Source organism: Flagellimonas meridianipacifica (genome assembly GCF_003001695.1).
Lineage (GTDB): Bacteria > Bacteroidota > Bacteroidia > Flavobacteriales > Flavobacteriaceae > Flagellimonas > Flagellimonas meridianipacifica.
The window spans coordinates 865,436-882,165 of sequence record NZ_PVYX01000001.1 but is presented as its reverse complement, the minus strand read 5'-3'; the positions used below and the strand labels follow the sequence as shown (position 1 = coordinate 882,165).

At 40.0% G+C, this 16,730-nt stretch carries 21 protein-coding genes; 17 read left to right on the top strand and 4 right to left on the bottom strand.

Translation table 11 applies throughout. The features are described from left to right. Window positions 1–45 precede the first annotated feature (45 nt). Complete coding sequence (gene alr, locus CLV81_RS03995; RefSeq protein WP_106143757.1) at window positions 46–1,149, bottom strand: alanine racemase; 1,104 nt, start codon at window positions 1,147–1,149, stop codon at window positions 46–48. Next, the gene (locus tag CLV81_RS03990; RefSeq protein WP_106143756.1) at window positions 1,142–1,786 is read right to left on the bottom strand and encodes a thymidine kinase; all 645 of its coding nucleotides are present in this window, start codon (window positions 1,784–1,786) and stop codon (window positions 1,142–1,144) included. The genes alr and CLV81_RS03990 overlap by 8 nt, the downstream gene beginning before the upstream one ends. Window positions 1,787–1,943: 157 nt before the next feature. On the opposite strand from CLV81_RS03990, the gene CLV81_RS03985 reads away from it, so the two are divergent. The 12 genes from CLV81_RS03985 to CLV81_RS03935 all read left to right on the top strand — a co-directional run bounded on the left by CLV81_RS03985 (window position 1,944) and on the right by CLV81_RS03935 (window position 9,782). Then, window positions 1,944–2,618 carry a hypothetical protein gene (locus tag CLV81_RS03985; RefSeq protein ID WP_106143755.1) on the top strand — a complete coding sequence of 225 codons (675 nt, stop codon included), beginning with the start codon at window positions 1,944–1,946 and terminating at the stop codon, window positions 2,616–2,618. 63 nt (window positions 2,619–2,681) lie between these two features. Continuing rightward, the gene (locus tag CLV81_RS03980; RefSeq protein ID WP_106143754.1) at window positions 2,682–3,038 is read left to right on the top strand and encodes a DoxX family protein; all 357 of its coding nucleotides are present in this window, start codon (window positions 2,682–2,684) and stop codon (window positions 3,036–3,038) included. Between the two features lie 9 nt (window positions 3,039–3,047). Beyond that, window positions 3,048–3,719 carry a 16S rRNA (cytidine(1402)-2'-O)-methyltransferase gene (gene rsmI / locus CLV81_RS03975; RefSeq protein ID WP_106143753.1) on the top strand — a complete coding sequence of 224 codons (672 nt, stop codon included), beginning with the start codon at window positions 3,048–3,050 and terminating at the stop codon, window positions 3,717–3,719. 53 nt (window positions 3,720–3,772) lie between these two features. Continuing rightward, complete coding sequence (locus CLV81_RS03970) at window positions 3,773–4,825, top strand: helix-turn-helix domain-containing protein (RefSeq protein ID WP_106143752.1); 1,053 nt, start codon at window positions 3,773–3,775, stop codon at window positions 4,823–4,825. A gap of 92 nt (window positions 4,826–4,917) precedes the next feature. Next, entirely contained in the window at window positions 4,918–5,271 is a 354-nt protein-coding gene (locus tag CLV81_RS03965) for a hypothetical protein (protein WP_106143751.1), read from the top strand. Between the two features lie 11 nt (window positions 5,272–5,282). Further along, on the top strand, window positions 5,283–5,444 hold the full coding sequence (locus CLV81_RS20515; protein ID WP_158259068.1) for a hypothetical protein: 162 nt from the start codon (window positions 5,283–5,285) through the stop codon (window positions 5,442–5,444). Window positions 5,445–5,502: 58 nt separating this feature from the next. Next, window positions 5,503–5,976, top strand: coding sequence for a YHS domain-containing (seleno)protein (locus tag CLV81_RS03960; protein ID WP_106143750.1), 474 nt, complete (start codon window positions 5,503–5,505; stop codon window positions 5,974–5,976). Between the two features lie 33 nt (window positions 5,977–6,009). Continuing rightward, entirely contained in the window at window positions 6,010–6,363 is a 354-nt protein-coding gene (locus CLV81_RS03955; RefSeq protein ID WP_106143749.1) for an SPW repeat domain-containing protein, read from the top strand. 204 nt (window positions 6,364–6,567) lie between these two features. Next, window positions 6,568–7,611, top strand: a complete 1,044-nt coding sequence (locus CLV81_RS03950; protein WP_106143748.1) for a succinylglutamate desuccinylase/aspartoacylase family protein — start codon at window positions 6,568–6,570, stop codon at window positions 7,609–7,611. Further along, on the top strand, window positions 7,608–8,741 hold the full coding sequence (locus tag CLV81_RS03945; protein WP_106143747.1) for a DUF819 family protein: 1,134 nt from the start codon (window positions 7,608–7,610) through the stop codon (window positions 8,739–8,741). Before CLV81_RS03950 ends, CLV81_RS03945 begins: the two co-directional genes overlap by 4 nt. 9 nt (window positions 8,742–8,750) lie before the next feature. Then, window positions 8,751–9,323, top strand: coding sequence for a uracil-DNA glycosylase family protein (locus CLV81_RS03940; protein WP_106143746.1), 573 nt, complete (start codon window positions 8,751–8,753; stop codon window positions 9,321–9,323). A 99-nt stretch (window positions 9,324–9,422) separates the two neighbouring features. Then, window positions 9,423–9,782, top strand: a complete 360-nt coding sequence (locus tag CLV81_RS03935; protein ID WP_106143745.1) for a nuclear transport factor 2 family protein — start codon at window positions 9,423–9,425, stop codon at window positions 9,780–9,782. Between the two features lie 237 nt (window positions 9,783–10,019). On the opposite strand, the gene CLV81_RS03930 is transcribed toward CLV81_RS03935, so the two are convergent. Beyond that, window positions 10,020–10,604 carry a Crp/Fnr family transcriptional regulator gene (locus tag CLV81_RS03930; protein ID WP_106143744.1) on the bottom strand — a complete coding sequence of 195 codons (585 nt, stop codon included), beginning with the start codon at window positions 10,602–10,604 and terminating at the stop codon, window positions 10,020–10,022. Between the two features lie 242 nt (window positions 10,605–10,846). On the opposite strand from CLV81_RS03930, the gene CLV81_RS03925 reads away from it, so the two are divergent. After that, window positions 10,847–12,568 (top strand): serine hydrolase domain-containing protein, encoded by a 1,722-nt coding sequence (locus CLV81_RS03925; protein ID WP_106143743.1) that lies wholly within the window; start codon window positions 10,847–10,849, stop codon window positions 12,566–12,568. A gap of 72 nt (window positions 12,569–12,640) precedes the next feature. On the opposite strand, the gene CLV81_RS03920 is transcribed toward CLV81_RS03925, so the two are convergent. Then, entirely contained in the window at window positions 12,641–12,916 is a 276-nt protein-coding gene (locus CLV81_RS03920; RefSeq protein ID WP_146129823.1) for a hypothetical protein, read from the bottom strand. Between the two features lie 326 nt (window positions 12,917–13,242). Between CLV81_RS03920 and CLV81_RS03915 the strand changes: the two genes are divergently transcribed. The 4 genes from CLV81_RS03915 (at window position 13,243) to CLV81_RS03900 (ending at window position 16,687) form a co-directional block, all read left to right on the top strand. Further along, window positions 13,243–13,893, top strand: a complete 651-nt coding sequence (locus tag CLV81_RS03915; RefSeq protein ID WP_106143741.1) for an Abi-alpha family protein — start codon at window positions 13,243–13,245, stop codon at window positions 13,891–13,893. 116 nt (window positions 13,894–14,009) lie between these two features. Beyond that, on the top strand, window positions 14,010–14,396 hold the full coding sequence (locus tag CLV81_RS03910) for a hypothetical protein (protein WP_106143740.1): 387 nt from the start codon (window positions 14,010–14,012) through the stop codon (window positions 14,394–14,396). A gap of 80 nt (window positions 14,397–14,476) precedes the next feature. Then, window positions 14,477–16,078, top strand: coding sequence for a hypothetical protein (locus tag CLV81_RS03905; RefSeq protein WP_106143739.1), 1,602 nt, complete (start codon window positions 14,477–14,479; stop codon window positions 16,076–16,078). A 6-nt stretch (window positions 16,079–16,084) separates the two neighbouring features. Continuing rightward, the gene (locus tag CLV81_RS03900) at window positions 16,085–16,687 is read left to right on the top strand and encodes a GNAT family N-acetyltransferase (protein WP_106143738.1); all 603 of its coding nucleotides are present in this window, start codon (window positions 16,085–16,087) and stop codon (window positions 16,685–16,687) included. Window positions 16,688–16,730 lie beyond the last annotated feature (43 nt).

Genomic DNA, 16,730 nt, shown 5'->3' with positions numbered 1-16,730 from the left:
AGAAAAAAACCACTTTTTTGCAAGGGAAGGATGAAAAAGTGGATATTACCGAATGATTCGTTTTATCCGCTGGGAAATGGCGGTTAATATTTCATAGGAAATGGTCTGGGCAGATGACGCAAAGGCATCAGCAGAATTATCTTGTCCAAAAACCAGTACCTCATCACCTTCCACGCAGTCAATTTCGGTTACATCTACCATAATCATGTCCATACATACATTGCCTATAATAGGAGCCTTTTTTCCTTTAATGTGCACATAGCCTTTTCCATTCCCATACTGTCTACCAATACCATCTGCATGACCTAGCGGTAGTGTTGCAGTGGTTCGATACCCCTCCGAACTAAAAGCACGGTTGTATCCGACCGTTTCGCCGGGTTCTATTTTATGTATTTGGGAAATAATGGTTTTTAGCTGAGCTACTGGCTTCAAGTTTTTATCTTCAATAGCACTGTTGCCGTAGCCATACAAACCAATGCCGCTACGAACCATCTCAAATTGCGCTTCTGGATAGTTGATGATACCGGAAGTGTTCAACATGTGCCTAAATGGACTGTACCCTAATCTTTCGTTGAGCGCGACACTTATTTTCTTAAAAATCTTGATTTGAGTGTCACTGAATTCTTTCTCATCAGGGTCTTCTGATGCGGCTAAATGGGAGAGGATAGCGGTGATTTTTATCTCATCACGATTGTCCAATTGTTTTGAGATGTAATCGACGTCGGTTTCCCAAAACCCCAAACGATTAAGACCGGTATTGAATTTGATATGAACAGGGTAGTTCTTCAATTTTTTCTCCCGAGCTGTTTTCAAAAATTCAACCAAGATTTTCGGGGAATATAAACTTGGCTCCAACTGATACGTAATCAATTGTTCAAAATTCACAGGTTGGGGATGGAGCACCAGAATGGGAGTCACAATACCCGCTTCGCGAAGTAAAACACCTTCCCGCACATAGGCCACGGCAAAATAATCCACTCCAAGGGATTCCATCTTTTTTGCAATGGCAACCATGTCGCTTCCATAAGCGAAAGCTTTTACCACTGCTAAGAATTTGGTTTTGGGAAGCAGTTTTGATTTGAGGTAGTTGTAGTTATGGGCTAGGGCTTCTAGGTCAATTTCCAAGACGGTTTCACCAACTTTATCCATTGGCTGTTTTCTTTTTAGGGGTAACCTCTTCGGCCTCTACATCCATTTTACTTACTTTTTCTTTGAGCATGGCCTTGTAGAAAGCAGCTCGGCTAAGGGGTTCATATTCTCCAGTTTCTCCCAAAAGAACCAAGTTATCATTGTCAGCTTTTCTAAAACTGTAGTTGGCCAAATTTCCGGTCCTTGTACAAACAGCATGCACCTTGGTTACGTATTCTGCTGTGGCCATTAGTGCGGGCATAGGTCCAAATGGATTTCCCTTAAAGTCCATGTCCAATCCGGCAACTACAACGCGAACACCCCTGTTGGCCAAATCGTTGCAAACCGTTACTATTTCGTCATCAAAGAATTGGGCTTCGTCAATACCTACTACATCGCAATCATCCGCTAGCAATCGAATGTTGGCAGCAGCAGGTACTGGCGTGGACCTGATTTCATTGGAATCATGGGAGACTACCATATCTTCATGATATCGGGTATCCACTATGGGTTTAAAGATTTCAACCTTTTGTTTGGCAAACTTGGCGCGTTTTAAGCGTCGGATAAGCTCTTCGGTCTTTCCTGAAAACATGGAACCGCAGATAACCTCTATCCATCCAAACTGTTCTTCTGGGTTTACCGTATTTTCGAGAAACATACTGTACTTTTAAACGAAAAGGGTAGTACTTTCGTTTTATATTAAGACAAAACACAAAGCTACTAAAAAAATAAGCCCTCTTACAGCGATAAAATTTAACCTTTTGTTCTTAAAGGTATTATCAAAATGGACTTATTTTTATAAAAAGATTTAAGTGATGGTTAGGAAGTTACGGGAAGAATTGATAAAACTATCCACTGACATTATTACGGCCAGGGAAGACAAGCAGTTAATTGAGCTGTATGATAAGGCAAAAGAACTCTATGAGAAACTTGCGGTGTTGAAGTTTATTGATGAAAAGTTGAGTGATATTGAGGTGGATGTTTCCAAGAATGTGTTGGCATCGCGATTTGAAAAATTGGCCAACACTGTTATGAGTGGCAATACAGCAGTTCCGGAAAGTAATCCTCACGATGAGGATATTATTACTCCTGGGATGGATACGATTAAAGATATGGTTTCAGAAATGCCTACGGAGACTGCGGTGGAGCACTTTTTTGCGGAGTTTGTGGCCAAACCGGAAAAGCCCGAAAATGGCAAGGATATTTTTACAGAAAGCACCGCTGAAGCTTCAGCGAAAAAGTCTTTAAATGATTCGTTCGTAAAGGAGTATCAAATAGGATTGAATGATAAATTGGCTTTTGTTAAGCACCTCTTCAACGACAATATTAAGGAATACGAAAAGGTTGTCAATCAGCTAAACACCATTGAGACTGAGGAACGTTCCAAGGCATTTATCACCAATTTGGTAAAACCGGAGTACCACAATTGGGAAGGTAAAGAGGAGTATGAATCTCGCTTTATGGCACTGATAGAAAGACGCTTCGCATAAACCGGAATCCGTTTCGGCTACTTTTTATATTTTTAGGGAAATTCATCCCTAAACCTAACTAAGATGAAAGGTATTAAAATTACCTATTGGCTATCAACTGCCTTGTTGACCGCCATTATGTGTTTTTCTGCGTACAATTACTTTTTTAACAACGAGATGATTCGTGGCTTTTTTGAAGCTATGGGTTATCCAACTTATTTAATTTATCCTATGGCCATTGCCAAACTTTTGGGCCTTGTTGCAGTTTGGGGGAATTTTTCAAAATGGTTGAAAGAATGGGCATATGCCGGATTCTTCTTTAACTCCATTTTGGCCTTTTTCGCGCATGTTATGATTGGCGATGGACAACAAATGGGGGCTCTTCTTGCCTTTATTTTTGTACTGACTTCCTACTTCACGGGAAAAAAGGCAAGGCCTTAACTTTGGCCTATGGGAAAACTGTTTCTGGTTCCAACACCAATAGGAAATCTTGAGGACATGACCTTTAGAGCTATTAAGGTTTTGAAGGAAGTGGATTTGATTTTAGCCGAGGACACGCGTACCAGCGGAAAGCTGCTAAAGCATTTTGAAATTGACACACCTTTGCAGAGTCACCATATGCATAATGAGCACAGACAGCTTGAAGCCATGTTAGAACGATTAAAGAGTGGGGCTACGTTGGCCTTGATTTCCGATGCGGGAACCCCCGCGATTTCCGACCCCGGATTTTTGTTGACCCGTGCCTGCGTCCAAAACAATATTGAAGTGGAGTGTTTGCCTGGGGCTACCGCTTTTGTGCCTGCTTTGGTGAACAGTGGTCTTCCCAATGACCGTTTTGTTTTTGAAGGATTTTTACCCGTTAAGAAAGGCAGACAGACCCGACTGGAGGCTTTGGCCGAAGAAAAACGGACCTTGGTTTTTTACGAATCCCCACATAAATTGATAAAAACATTGACGCAGTTTGGTGAATATTTTGGAGTGGATAGACAAGTTTCAGTTTCGCGTGAATTGACTAAAATGTATGAAGAAACCATCCGAGGAACGGTGTCTGATGTTTTGAAACATTTTGAAACTAAACCCCCTAAGGGTGAGTTTGTTATTGTGGTGGCCGGAAAGCAATAAGTGTTAGTAATCTCCCTTTTTTTCGACCAAATTGGCAACAACCGACGGCCACAGTGGTACAAAAACTATATCCTGAAATCAACAAGGTGTACTTTGTGAATAAGTATACCTTATTTCATATTCTTTCCGGTTCAGGAACCATTCAAGTAGATTTTAAAAACTATTCGGATTGGCAGGACAAGGCCATTTATTTGGAAAAAGGCCAATACATCAAATTCTTTTCAGATGACTTTGTGGTTCGAAAGATTGAGTTTCCCAACAAGGACATCTTTGAAAAGAAGGAAGTACGTGTGCTTTTTAAACACCTAATTTCATTGGGCTATATCAACTTTAATGAGTGTGATGAATGCCAAAAATACTTATCCAACACCGTATTTTCGGAAAACACTACAGACATCATCGATATATCATCCAAACAATGGTATTGGCAGAATCCCTTTAAGGCTAGCAAGAAAGAATACCAGCTGATTTTTGATGTCAAGGATATTATTGACGAAAACTATGTCGGTAATTTTTCCAGTGATGATTTGATAAAGCTGATGACCGAAAATGGATACGAAGCCCAAGCCTTGGTCAAGGATAAAATAGGGCTCTCTGTAAAAAACTTGATTTCCAACAAAAGATTGATGGAGGGTAGAAAGAAAATTGTTTTTACGGATAAGAGCATTCAAGAAGTGTCCTTTGAAACGGGATATAAAGACCCAGCTTACTTTAATCGGGTCTTTAAAAGAAGTACGGGAATGACCCCTTCCGAGTTCAGAAATGATTTTGACTTTGACAACCGAGATTCGTTTATCCAGGACTTGGTTGAATTACTAAAAACCCATCACACGGAACAGCGAAACCTTGAGTTTTATGCAGACAAAATGCATCTCTCCGTAAAGGCGCTTTCCAAAAAAACTAGGGCTAAAATGAATGCTTCCCTAGGACAATTGATTCGAGGAGAATTAATCACTTCATCAAAAAGACTATTGAAACAAGATGCTTCCGTAAAAGAGGTGGCCTTTGCTTTGGGTTTTGAAGAAGCCAATCATTTCTCCCAATTCTTCAAGAAATATACAGGCACCACACCCACTTTGTATAAATCCAAAAAGTACAATTCTTAGCGTCTTTTTTGTACCTCCTAGCCTGGCATCCTTGCTGAAATTTGCAATGTAATTACAAACAACAATTGTGTAAACATTAAAAATTGACAACAATGGATATTAAATCATTAGCAACAGAAATGGACAGTATAGTTGCCCAAGGAGCTATTGTGGATGCGGTAAAACAATTCTTCGCAGAAGATTCTACTACCTCTGACTACAATGGAGTAGCAACTACCAACAAACAACAAATGGTTGAAAAAATGGAAGGCTTTGCAGGAGCTATTGCCCAAGTCAATGGCATTACTCATCACCACACCATCGTTGATGGAAATGTATCTGCATCAGAGTTCACATTCGATTTCAACATGAAGGACGACAGTAAGATTTACTGGCACGAAATCATTCGCAGAATCTGGAATGAAAACGGTGAAGTGGTACAAGAAGAGTATTTCAACGCGGAGTAAAAGAATTTGCTATGCATTTCTTCAACACCAAACGGCACGGACGACTGATTAAGACGCAACGTTTCGATTTTGGCTCTCTTTTTACGGAAGCCAGATGGAGAAAGTCAACCACCTTAGGTTTTGAGACCGAAGAAACGAACTGCATGGATAGTAGAAAACTTAACCTATCATAACCTGCGGTTCAAGAAGAATTCTAAAAACAAATACAGACAATTATTAAAAAATAGAACGATGAAAAATACAATTAAAACAACAGTACTCATTTTTGCTTTAGCAATCAGTTCAATCACTTTTGGACAAGACAAAAAAGCAAACAACATTGACAACAGCAATATTGCATTGGCTGGCTACAGCCCTGTATCCTACTTGGATTTGGGATTGGCACAAATAGGAAATAAAGCCTATAAATCAGAATACAACAAAGTAGCTTATTACTTCACTTCTGAAGAACAGAAAAAAACATTTGACAAGAACCCAGAGAAATATTTGCCACAATATGGCGGGTACTGTGCTTTTGGAGTATATGCTGGAGCCAAGTTTAGAGTAGACCCTAACAAATTTATGGTGAAAGATGGCAAATATTATTTGTTCTTGAACAATGTAGAATTGGATGCAAAACAATTATGGTTGGCAGAGAAAAACCACTCCAAATTGAAGAGCACCGCAGATACCAACTGGAAGCAATTAAGCAAAACCTACAACTAGAATTGTAGGGGAGTTCAATTAAAAATTAAGATTATGAAATTCGTTACAAAAAGAATACATGCATTTTTAGATTATCCAGTTGCATTAGCATTGATAGCCTTACCTTTTTTGTTGGGCTTGGGAAGTTCCAATCCCTTGGCATTGCAGCTTTCAGTTGCCGTTGGAGTGGCCGCATTGGTTTTGACTTTATTGACAGACCACCACTTGGGAGTATTTCGGGTAATTCCCTACAGGTATCATTTATTGATAGATTTTTTGGTGGCCGTGGTATTTATTTTGGCGCCCTTTGCGCTCTCTTTTGAAGGGTTGGATGGATACTATTACTGGATTAATGGGATTGCTGTGCTGATTGTGGTAAGCCTGCATAAACCAGAAGTAGCAGACTAGAGTTCTCTGAAATCCATGTATAAGAGGTTTTCATGATAGGTGGATTGTGTGATGAAGAATTGCCTCGGCGTTTTGTTGGGGCAATTCCTGTATACGAAAAAGGATGATTAGAGGTTTGGGATGGCGAAAGTCATTGGATGTCAAACGAAAAGGGAAGTCAACGAAAACAAATAAAAAGTATATTTGATTTACACGCTTATAACCATGAAAAACCAACGCTCACTTTTTTTACTGATACTCTTTTGTCTCGGGATTCAGGCCCAGGATTCAAATGATGTAATTCTTGATGCGTTGAATCTGGCCAATTTTGAAAACGGCAAAGTTCACAAGGTTTGGTTAGGACTCGGAGATAACGAGTTTGGAAATCGAATTACCGTACCGGTTATTATTTTAAAAGGTGCTGAGGAGGGAAAGGTTTTGGGACTTACGGCCGCCATCCATGGAAATGAACTGAATGGAATTTCCATCATCCATAAACTCATAGATGAAATCAATCCTTCAGGCTTAAAAGGTACGGTTGTGGCCATTCCAGGGTTGAACCCTTTGGCTATCGCAAGGAATCAACGGGAGTTCATGGACCTTCAAGATTTAAATAGATTATTTCCTGGCAAACCCAATGGTAATCGTTCCCAACAAATGGCCTATCAAATAGGAGAAAAGATTGTTCCTCTTTTTGATTATCATATCGATTTGCATACCGCAAGTTTTGGTAGGGTAAACAGTCTTTATGGCAGAGGAGATATGAGTGATGAGACTTTAGCGAAGATGCTTAGGTTACTACAACCAGATATCATTGTATCCAACAAAGGAAAGGCAAGTTTTGGTGAGGCTTCAGGATTGACCCTTCGTGCATTTGCTATAAGCAAAGGTGTACATTCAATCACCATGGAGTATGGAAATCCACAGGTGTACCAATCGGAAATGGTGAAACGTGGGGTAGAGGGAATTTTGAAAGTACTGAACGGATTCGGCTTTTCTGATTCCAAATATGATTTGCCAGAACTGGGTTATGTGTGCTCTAAGTCTTATTGGGTTTTTACCCAAAAGGGGGGGTATTTGGAAGTTTTGGTGGAGCTGAAACAAATAGTAGAAAAAGGGGAACAAATAGCTATTCTTAAGAACGCATTTGGCGAGGTGGTCGAACAATATGCTGCACCCGAATCTGGAATTGTGATTGGAAAAAGCACAAATCCTGTTTCCATTTCTGGCAGTCGGATTATTCATCTTGGGATATTGCAGGGCAAATGATAAGTTGGATTCCTTGGGCAATTGTATGCTTTACGGTTGTGGTCATTTATTTTCTGGATCGCTTTGAAAGCAAATACCTAAAGTCCATTTTTGACTGGATTCCAGCAATTCTTCTGGCCTACATCATCCCTGCACTTATTTCTTTCATTTTTAATCTGGATTTTTCTCAAGACGAAATTCACACTTATAGCAAAGACTATTTTATTCCACTAACCATTGTTGCCGTTATGGCCAGTTTATCCTTGGGCCAATTAAAGGCGGTAGGGTACAAACCCATTGTAGTTTTTGTGGCAGGTTCCATTTTCATTGCGCTTTTTCCGGTGGTTTTTGTGTTATTTTTTTCAAACACAGAATTAGTGGCCACTACATTGGGGAATCAGGGTTTTTGGAAAGGAATGCCGCCCATTGTGGGAAGCTGGATAGGTGGTAGCACGAGTCAGTTGGTGCTTAAAGAATTGGTGGAATGCCCGGAGAATATCTTCCTCTCCGTATTGGTGATGGACAATATTTTGGTGAACGTTTGGACCATTTTGATGTTCCAGACCATCAAAAGAAGCAAAACCTTGAATGCCATTTTTAAAATAAGGGATATTAGCTTACCTGAAGAAATTCGGGAAAGAAAGGGAAAACCTTTGTCCATAGGATTGACCCTTTTGATCATGGGCGGTATTGTGGTCATTAGCAATCAAATCATAGACATGTTTGCGCTCAAGGTAGTTGTCCTTTCCATTGTTGGACTGATTTTGGGAAATTTTATTCCCCGATGGAATTTTCAGTTTTCCTTAAAGTTAGGCGGAGTTTTGATATTGGTCGTGATGGCCATTTTGGGACTTAAACTTCAGTTTGATGTGCTCGGCTTTAATTCTAGCTTTTTTGGATTTTTGGTGATTTGGCTTTTCGGACATTTTGTTTTTATGACTCTGGTTGCCAAACTCTTGAATGTCAATTTTGCCTGGGTGCCCATTGCCAGTATGGCCAATGTGGGAGGAATTGCAACCGCGCCCGCCGTCACGGCCGCCTATCAGAAAAAATGGATGCCCCATGCGATTGTTCTGGCTATTTTGAGCATGGCCACGGGAACCTTTTGGGGGATGCTTACCATTTATTTATTAGAATCCATATTTATATAAGACAGAAGTATGCAAGAGCTTTTGGAGAGAATAAGAAAGTGCGAAATCTGCCAAGCGCATTTACCATTAGGTCCAAGACCTATTTTGGCTGGTCATCCTGAATCCAAAATCTTGATTATTGGCCACGCCCCGGGCACAAAGGTGCATAAAACGGGCGTCCCTTGGGATGACCAAAGTGGAAAGCAGCTTAGAAGATGGATGGGTGTGACCGATGAAACCTTTTATGACGAAACCAAAATTGCTCAAATGCCCATGGGGTTTTGTTATCCTGGAAAGGGAAAATCTGGTGACCTCCCGCCTAGACCAGAATGCGCTCCGCAATGGCATGATGTACTTTTGGAACAAATGCCCAACATTCAACTTACTATTTTAATAGGCCAATATTCACAAAAACGCTATTTAGGAAACAAAAGGGAAAGAAATCTCACAGAAACCGTTCGAAATTATCAGAACTACGCCCCAGAGTATTTTGTATTGCCGCACCCCTCCCCCCGAAACCAGTTTTGGTTGGCAAAGAATCCTTGGTTTGAAGAAGAGGTTGTACCAGAATTCAAAAAGAATATAGAAAAGCACATTGGATGAGATTTACATGTAAAATTATAAATTGATGTTAAACATTTGTATATACAATAGTTGTATAGAAAAATATTTTAGTTTTATGTCATCATAAAAACTATTACAATGAGTTATAAAGAAAAAGCTAGGGACATTTACAATCAACTTCAGCAAGGTCAACTCTTAGGTGCCTTTGATAAATACTACGCAGAAGACGTGGTAATGACCGAACCTAGGGGAACAAGAAATGGTAAAGCCGAATGCCGAGCCTATGAGGAACAATTTTTGAACAATATTGAAGAGTTCCACAGTTTAGAAATAAACAAAGTTGGGTCTGATGAGGCAGCCGGCACTTCTTTTGTGGAGTCCACCATGGATGTTACCTTCAAAGGAGGGCATAGGGCCAAGATGGAGCAGGTAGCAGTACAACAATGGCAAGGATATCAAATTGTGCATGAGCGATTTTATTATGACAATGCACAGTAGCCGCAGACTTCCTTAAAAACTTTGAGCCCACCCTTTTACGGTGGGTTTGTTATTTTATCTTATTTGGCGCGGGAAGAGCTTATCCCACTTTCACTAAAACCAACGTCACCTCGAGTGTTTTCGAAGTACTTTGTACGAAGGAAACGTATCGAGATGTGGTTGAGTCGCAAAACTTCCTTGTTTTCGATACAGTTTTCCCTTGAAAATCACTCAAACTGACGGAAGTTTATTTTAATATCAATATGTAACCGAAGCCCTTAACCGACTAAAAGTCTCCGGTTTCATATTGAGGTAGGAGGCCAGATATTTTTGAGGAATAACTTTAAGTTCCTCTGGACAGCGCTGCATAAAAGTAACATACCGTTGTTCCGCCGACATTGTGAGTAACTCCACCTCCCGAAAGAGCCGTCCAAAAAGTACATTTTGAAAAAAGAGATGCCCCCATTTATGGAATTCTGGATGCTTTTCGAAAAGGTGATGGTAATCCGAAAGATGAATACCCAAAAGGGTGGAGGGTTTTAATGCCTCCAAAAAAGTGGAAGACGCGGTTTGCGCAATAAAGGAATCAAAAACCCCAGACGGACTTCCGGTATACGAAAACCCAAGCACCACTTTTTGCCCTTTTTCATTCAAGATGTACAAGGCTTGCACACCTTCCAACACAAAATAGAAATAATGCTCAATGGAACCGGCCTCGGTAATAATGTCGTATTGGTTAAATGTTTTTTCTACCCAAAGCGAACGAAACCAAGACTCATCCAAACCCTGAAAATTGACTTGTGGGAAAAATGCCTTTAGGCGAAGGAAGGTTTCATCATTCATGCAGCGGGCTTTGTTTCAAAAATACTAATGCTTTTGCACATCTACCTATGCTCCATGTCATTTCGAAGGAGTGAAACAACTGAGAAATCTATTTTGTTGAGATTCCTCACATGCGTTCGGAATGACATCAGACATCAGACTTCCGAGTGTTGTCAATTTTTTCTAAAAAACAACCGATGTTAATCTGATACAATTTCCTCGTTTGGGAACACACTACTTTTGGGATTCAAATCAATCAAATAATGAAAAAACAGCAAGTATCCCTCTTAGTCTTATCCTTATTTCTAATCACAAGTTGTGCCCAACAAACCACTCCACAGCCTATTGAAGGGGAATGGATAGGTCATTTGCCCAACAAAAACAGTTTCAACTTTAAAGTGTCTTTGAAAAAGGTGGGTGACAAAACCTTTAATCTCAATATAAGCAATGGCGAAATGCTTCTGCAGAAAACGGTACAATCATCCAATGAGAATACGATTCAGTTCAATGTGAACGAACAATTGTTCTTTGATTTAAAGTATGCAGAAAACCAACAAGCACTCAGGGGATTTATAAAGTCCGGAAGATTTTTGTACCGTACGCGCTTAGCCAAAATGGAAAGCGACAAATACGAAGGCAATTGGAATGCCTTTATGGTGGATAATGGCCTACAGTCGGACGATATTATGCTATACACAGAATTAACAGAAGGTGAAAATCTAGTAGCCTATCCCTTTTTTGGAGACCAACGGTTCCGAGGGGCTTGGGGCGAGGGTTTTAAACAGGAAGAGGACATGCTCTTGTTCAAAGACGGGAACACAGGGCTTAATTTTCGGGCCAAACTTTTGAAAGGAACCATTGACCTCGAAATTTTATTGACCGATGTTTTGATAACGAAGACCAGCCTAACCCACACCACAGAGGGTTGGGACTATAATTCGGATGCGGTGACCCAAACTGCAAGTTCAGATATGCCCACTCAGTTAAACGACGGCTGGGACACTGCTAATGGTAACGACTTTGGAATGGATACCAAACAACTGGACCGACTCATCCAAGATGTGCATGCGCAAAAGTTGGTGAATACTCACAGTGTTTTGATTTCCAAAGAAAACAAATTAGTGTTTGAATCTTATTTTGATGGGTACAACGCCAATATTCCACACGACCTAAGGTCGGCCTCAAAAAGCATCTCTTCGGCCGTGATTGGGATTGCCCTTGATGAAGGAATTATCGAGAGTGTGAATGAAACCTTGTACAGTTTTATTCCAAAGGAATACCAGCACACCAAAGATGACCAAAAATCCAAAATTCGCATAAAAGACCTGCTCACCATGAGCTCCGGCATGGATGTGAACAACTTGGCTCAGGAAGATTTCTACCAAAACCCGAGCAATCCCAACAGTTGGCTTCAGTCGGTTTTGGAAGCGCCCATGGTAAACGAACCGGGCACCTATTTTGATTATGGGTCTGCCAATCCCTTTTTGTTGGGTGTGTGTTTAAACGAACGTTTGGATATGCCCATGGAGACCTATATGCACGACAAACTATTTGCTCCTCTTGGAATCACCAACTACATAAACCAGACGGATGACACGGAGCGCGTGCCGTATTTTGGTGGTGGGATGCTATTGACCTCAAGGGACCTGCTCAAATTTGGACAATTGTTTTTGAACCAAGGCCAATGGAACGGAAAACAAGTTATCTCTTCGGCCTGGGTGGCTGAATCGTTTGGGAAGTATGGGCGACTGCAGGATACCCGAGACAAAAATGAATACGGTTATCTCTGGTGGCACGATAGCTACGAGGTAAACGGAAAGCCCATGGCCGCCATTGAAGCCCGGGGCGCTGGCGGGCAGTTTATCTTTATCCTTCCGCAGTTGGAAGCTGTGGTGGTGGTCACTTCGGGGAATTTTAGAAACCGAAAAGGCAACCAGCCCCGCGATATTTTACAAGAGTACATTTTGCCAGCCTTAACGAATTAAAGTAGTTCAGTAGCCATAAAAATTTCATCCTGAGCAAGCGCAAAAAGACCTGCTCAGGATGAAAATACAAACTCATTTCTCCCCTTCCGAAGTCTTGTACGAAGGAAGGGTAGCCTCAATAAGCTCCCAAAGTACCTTTACTTGGTAGAGGGCCTCTTTTTCTTCTCGGTACAAGGGTTCGTGAGATTCGTACAGGGCCACATCGTGTACCCATTGTAGGGCCTTTACCCGGTCTGGGCCATCTAGGGCATCTACATAGTCCAACAATTTGCGCTGTGCTGGATTCAGCGTTTTAGCCATGGTCGCATTACAATGCGGGCATGACCGATAACCTTCTGTGTTTCGCATAAGAAAGTGATAAAAAAGTGAATAAATGAGGATAGGTCACCGCGAAACACATCAAAGCTACGCCTTGATTGGTCTAGGGACTCGCACCCATTTGCCTATCCAATTTTATCTGTTACGACACGAGAGGTTGTAGGCGTAAGAATAAAGATGTGTTTCGCACTTCAAAGATATAGTTTAAAGTGGAATGGTGGGAAATTTGAGACAAAACGGGTAAATTCACGGATAGGTTAATATGTTTCATTTAAAGAAAGTATATCCAAGTTGTCGAGCTTAATTTATTAATAACATTATGGGAGAAGGTGAAAACTCGGAATTAGCAAAAGGAATTGGAATGGCTGCTGAAAAAGGCTCTTGATTTTATTGAAAAGTTAATTGCTGGACCTTTTATGGAGGGAACGGGGATTTTCACAGACAAGGTGAAATACTGGAGGTTTAAGAACCAAGTCAATATCATAACTAAAGCTAAGGAATATCTAAAGTCCAAAGGAATAGAAACTCCGAAGAAAATATCAATAAAAGATGTCACCACGCTACTGGAACATGCCTCATTCGAAGAAGACGAAATAATGCAGGACAGTTGGGCAAAACTTCTAGCCAATACCATGAATCCAAACAATCAGTTTGATACGAGCAACATTTTTATTCAAATTCTAAATCAACTTTCTGTAAATGAAGTTTATATTTTACATTTTATTTACAGCAATAGTTTTTTAATGTCAAGCGGAGACAGACCCTATTTCGAAAGAGCAGAATTGGAAAGAAATGGCCGAACTCAGCTAGCTACTAGAGGACTTTTAATTGATAATCTTTTAAGATTACGATTAATTGAAGAACAACCACCAAAACTCCACGAAGAGATTAAAAAACGTTCTGACGAGTATATTGAAGAAGAGGATATTTATTCTGTAATAGTTGCATCAGACAAGTTTAGGTTTTCACTTTTCGGTGTAGAATTGGCAAGGCAAATATTCGAATAAAACTTTTCCTAAAAATACCAGTAATCTCAGCAAAGGTCAATATTGAGCTTTAGATTGAAAAGGAGTAACTCTTCAATAAGACGAACCATGTTTTAAAAAGTTGTAGAGCATTTTAAATGAGTCGAAAAGGGAACAAGAAGAAAAGAAGTCAAAGAATATCAAGTTTCGAAGAGGGTGAAATAGAATTCTTGATTTCAAGAGAGTTTCCTGAAAGAGCGAGAGAAGTTGAGAATAAGTTTTCAGGACTTCAGAAATTTTGGATAAGTACCAATAGGACGAAAGCAGCAATCCTTAAGTTAGCGGAAGGTGATTTTAACAAAATAAGAGAACTGATTAAACAGGCCAATGCAGACCCCAGAGATGTCATCGCCTACGCAGAATTCCCTCGCTCAATGCAATTTAGTTGGTCTGACAAAAACAACATGACAGAAGAAGAGAAAGAAGAAATCCGCCAGAATGATTGGGAAGAATACCAAGACTGGAGAAATAAAGGTCAATCTTGAGCTTTAGATTGAAAAGGTTTAATTTCATTAAAAAGAGGTGCACCTTAATTTTTGTTCTTTATTCTAGAAAAAAACATTGAATGATTGATTGGATTAAAAATTTATTGAATAGCGAAGAACCAAAAGAAATTCTTGATTGGGAAACGGATAAATCGATTCTTGAACACTTAAAAAGTAATATTAGTGAAGATGGTTCATTAAATGATTCGGCTGAAACCTTACCTGACGAAAAGAGGAAAGAGAATGAAGTAAAGTTTGCTCCAGGTTTAGTGGATGCAATGTTTGGAGCTGATGAATCGCAAGAATCCAAATTAAGAATAAAACAACTTGTAACTTTAATTGGAAAAATTGCAAGAAAGGGAGATAATCAAAGTAAGTCCGACTTCTATAGAGAAATTACGGAGAATGAAAGTGTAATTGGTATTATAGATGAGTTTTTACAAAAAATAGGGCAAAGTTCGTTTCCGATAGAACCGCATTTGTTCAATTATGCCCATAAACTGGCTACTAAAACAAATAATCGCAATTCGGTAAAATTTGGAATTGCGATTCTTGGATTGTGCCAAAATAAAATGCCAATAGATGATATAAAAATATTGGGACTTCATGACGAGTTTACGGTTTTTTCCACGGTTGCACTTTCGAATTTATCAGACAATCTAGTCTTCGATTTGTGGGAACTTGCAAAGCAAGTTGATGGTTGGGGCAAAATTCAGTTAGTAGACAGACTAGCTGAAATGGAGCTAACCAGCGAAATTAGAGATTGGCTTCTGTTGGAGGGATATAAAAACAATATCATGTATGAGTATTTAGCTTTAACCTGTGCCAAAAATGGTATGCTAAATGAAAAGCTACGCACTAAATCTATTGATGAAAAACTTTATGTTTCCGCTGGGGACATAATTATCGCTTTACTGGATGAAGGACCAGCGGTTGGAATGTCAGGTTATGATGATCGCGGTGAAGCAATTGAGAGTTTTATCAGGCATTCTAAAACGCGAAATCTCAACATTTCTAACTATGTAACTCTTAATAGAATTAAAGATTACCTAGAAGAATCACCAGAAGAAAATGAAACACTTAAAAACTGGAATCAAAATGATTTATCCAATTGTCTCATAGATATTAATGAACTTTTAAACTCAAAAGATTGGACAGCAGAAGTTAATAGTGCTCTAAAAGGCTCTGACAACATTGAATATTGGAACGGTAAACAGGCAGCGCATAGACTTGGGATTGACATCTGGAATTCCGTTTGGACTAAACTAAAACAAAACGCATTAGACAGTTCAGCTTGGTATGATGTAACGGAAAATGCCAAAGAAAATAAAGTAGATGAGATTATCGATTTTGCTATAAGCAATCTGCCACTAGAATTTTTGGGCTCAGGACCACAAGATTCGATGGGATTTGGCGAAGACTATGATAAGCATTCTTCATTGGATTACATACTTACTTTTTTGGGAAAATACCCTAGGAAAGGAGAAAGGCTCATTCTGGTTGGATTAGATAGTCCTGTTACTCGAAATAGAAATATGGCAATCCGAGCTTTGGATAAATGGAAAGAGGAGAATTGGTCAGAGGAAATAACTGAAAAAATAAAACAGCTAAAAAAAGTTGAACCGAACACGGACACTAAAAACAATATTGAACGTCTTTTGAAAGGAGAGGAATTGGTTTAAAGCCCCATGAAAAAGCAAATCCCCTATGGAATACATACCCAAAGGTTACTGATTCGCTGTTACCATCCCAGCGACGCTTCCATACTTTTGGAGGCCATCACCCAGAGCTTGGACGACCTAAAAAAGTGGATGCCCTGGGCGCAAGCCGAGCCATCCAGCTTGGAATCCAAACAAGAGCTTTTGGAAAAGTTTGAACAGGAGTTTCTGGAAAACATCGATTACACCTTTGGGATTTTCAATAAACAAGAAGACGTCTTAATCGGCTCCACGGGATTGCATACCCGAATAGGTGCAGACGCTCGCGAAATTGGGTATTGGATAAACTCAAAATATACAAGCCAAGGCTACGCTACGGAGAGCACCCAAGCGTTGATTAAAGTGGGCTTTGAACATCATGCCGTAAACACCATTGAAATTCGTTGCGACCCCGAGAATGTGGGCAGTCTAAAAATCCCAAAAAAACTGGGTTTTGATTTGGCCGAGATACTCCAAAACACCACCACTTCCCCAGAGGGTGAACCCCGAGACACCATGATTTGGCGAATGACCTTGGAGCAGTACCAAAAAATACAGCATACTTTCCCAGACGTTGAGGTGTTTTACCAATAGAATTCCCAAAACCTTAATCTTGAGCTTTTTACAGAAAAATTGT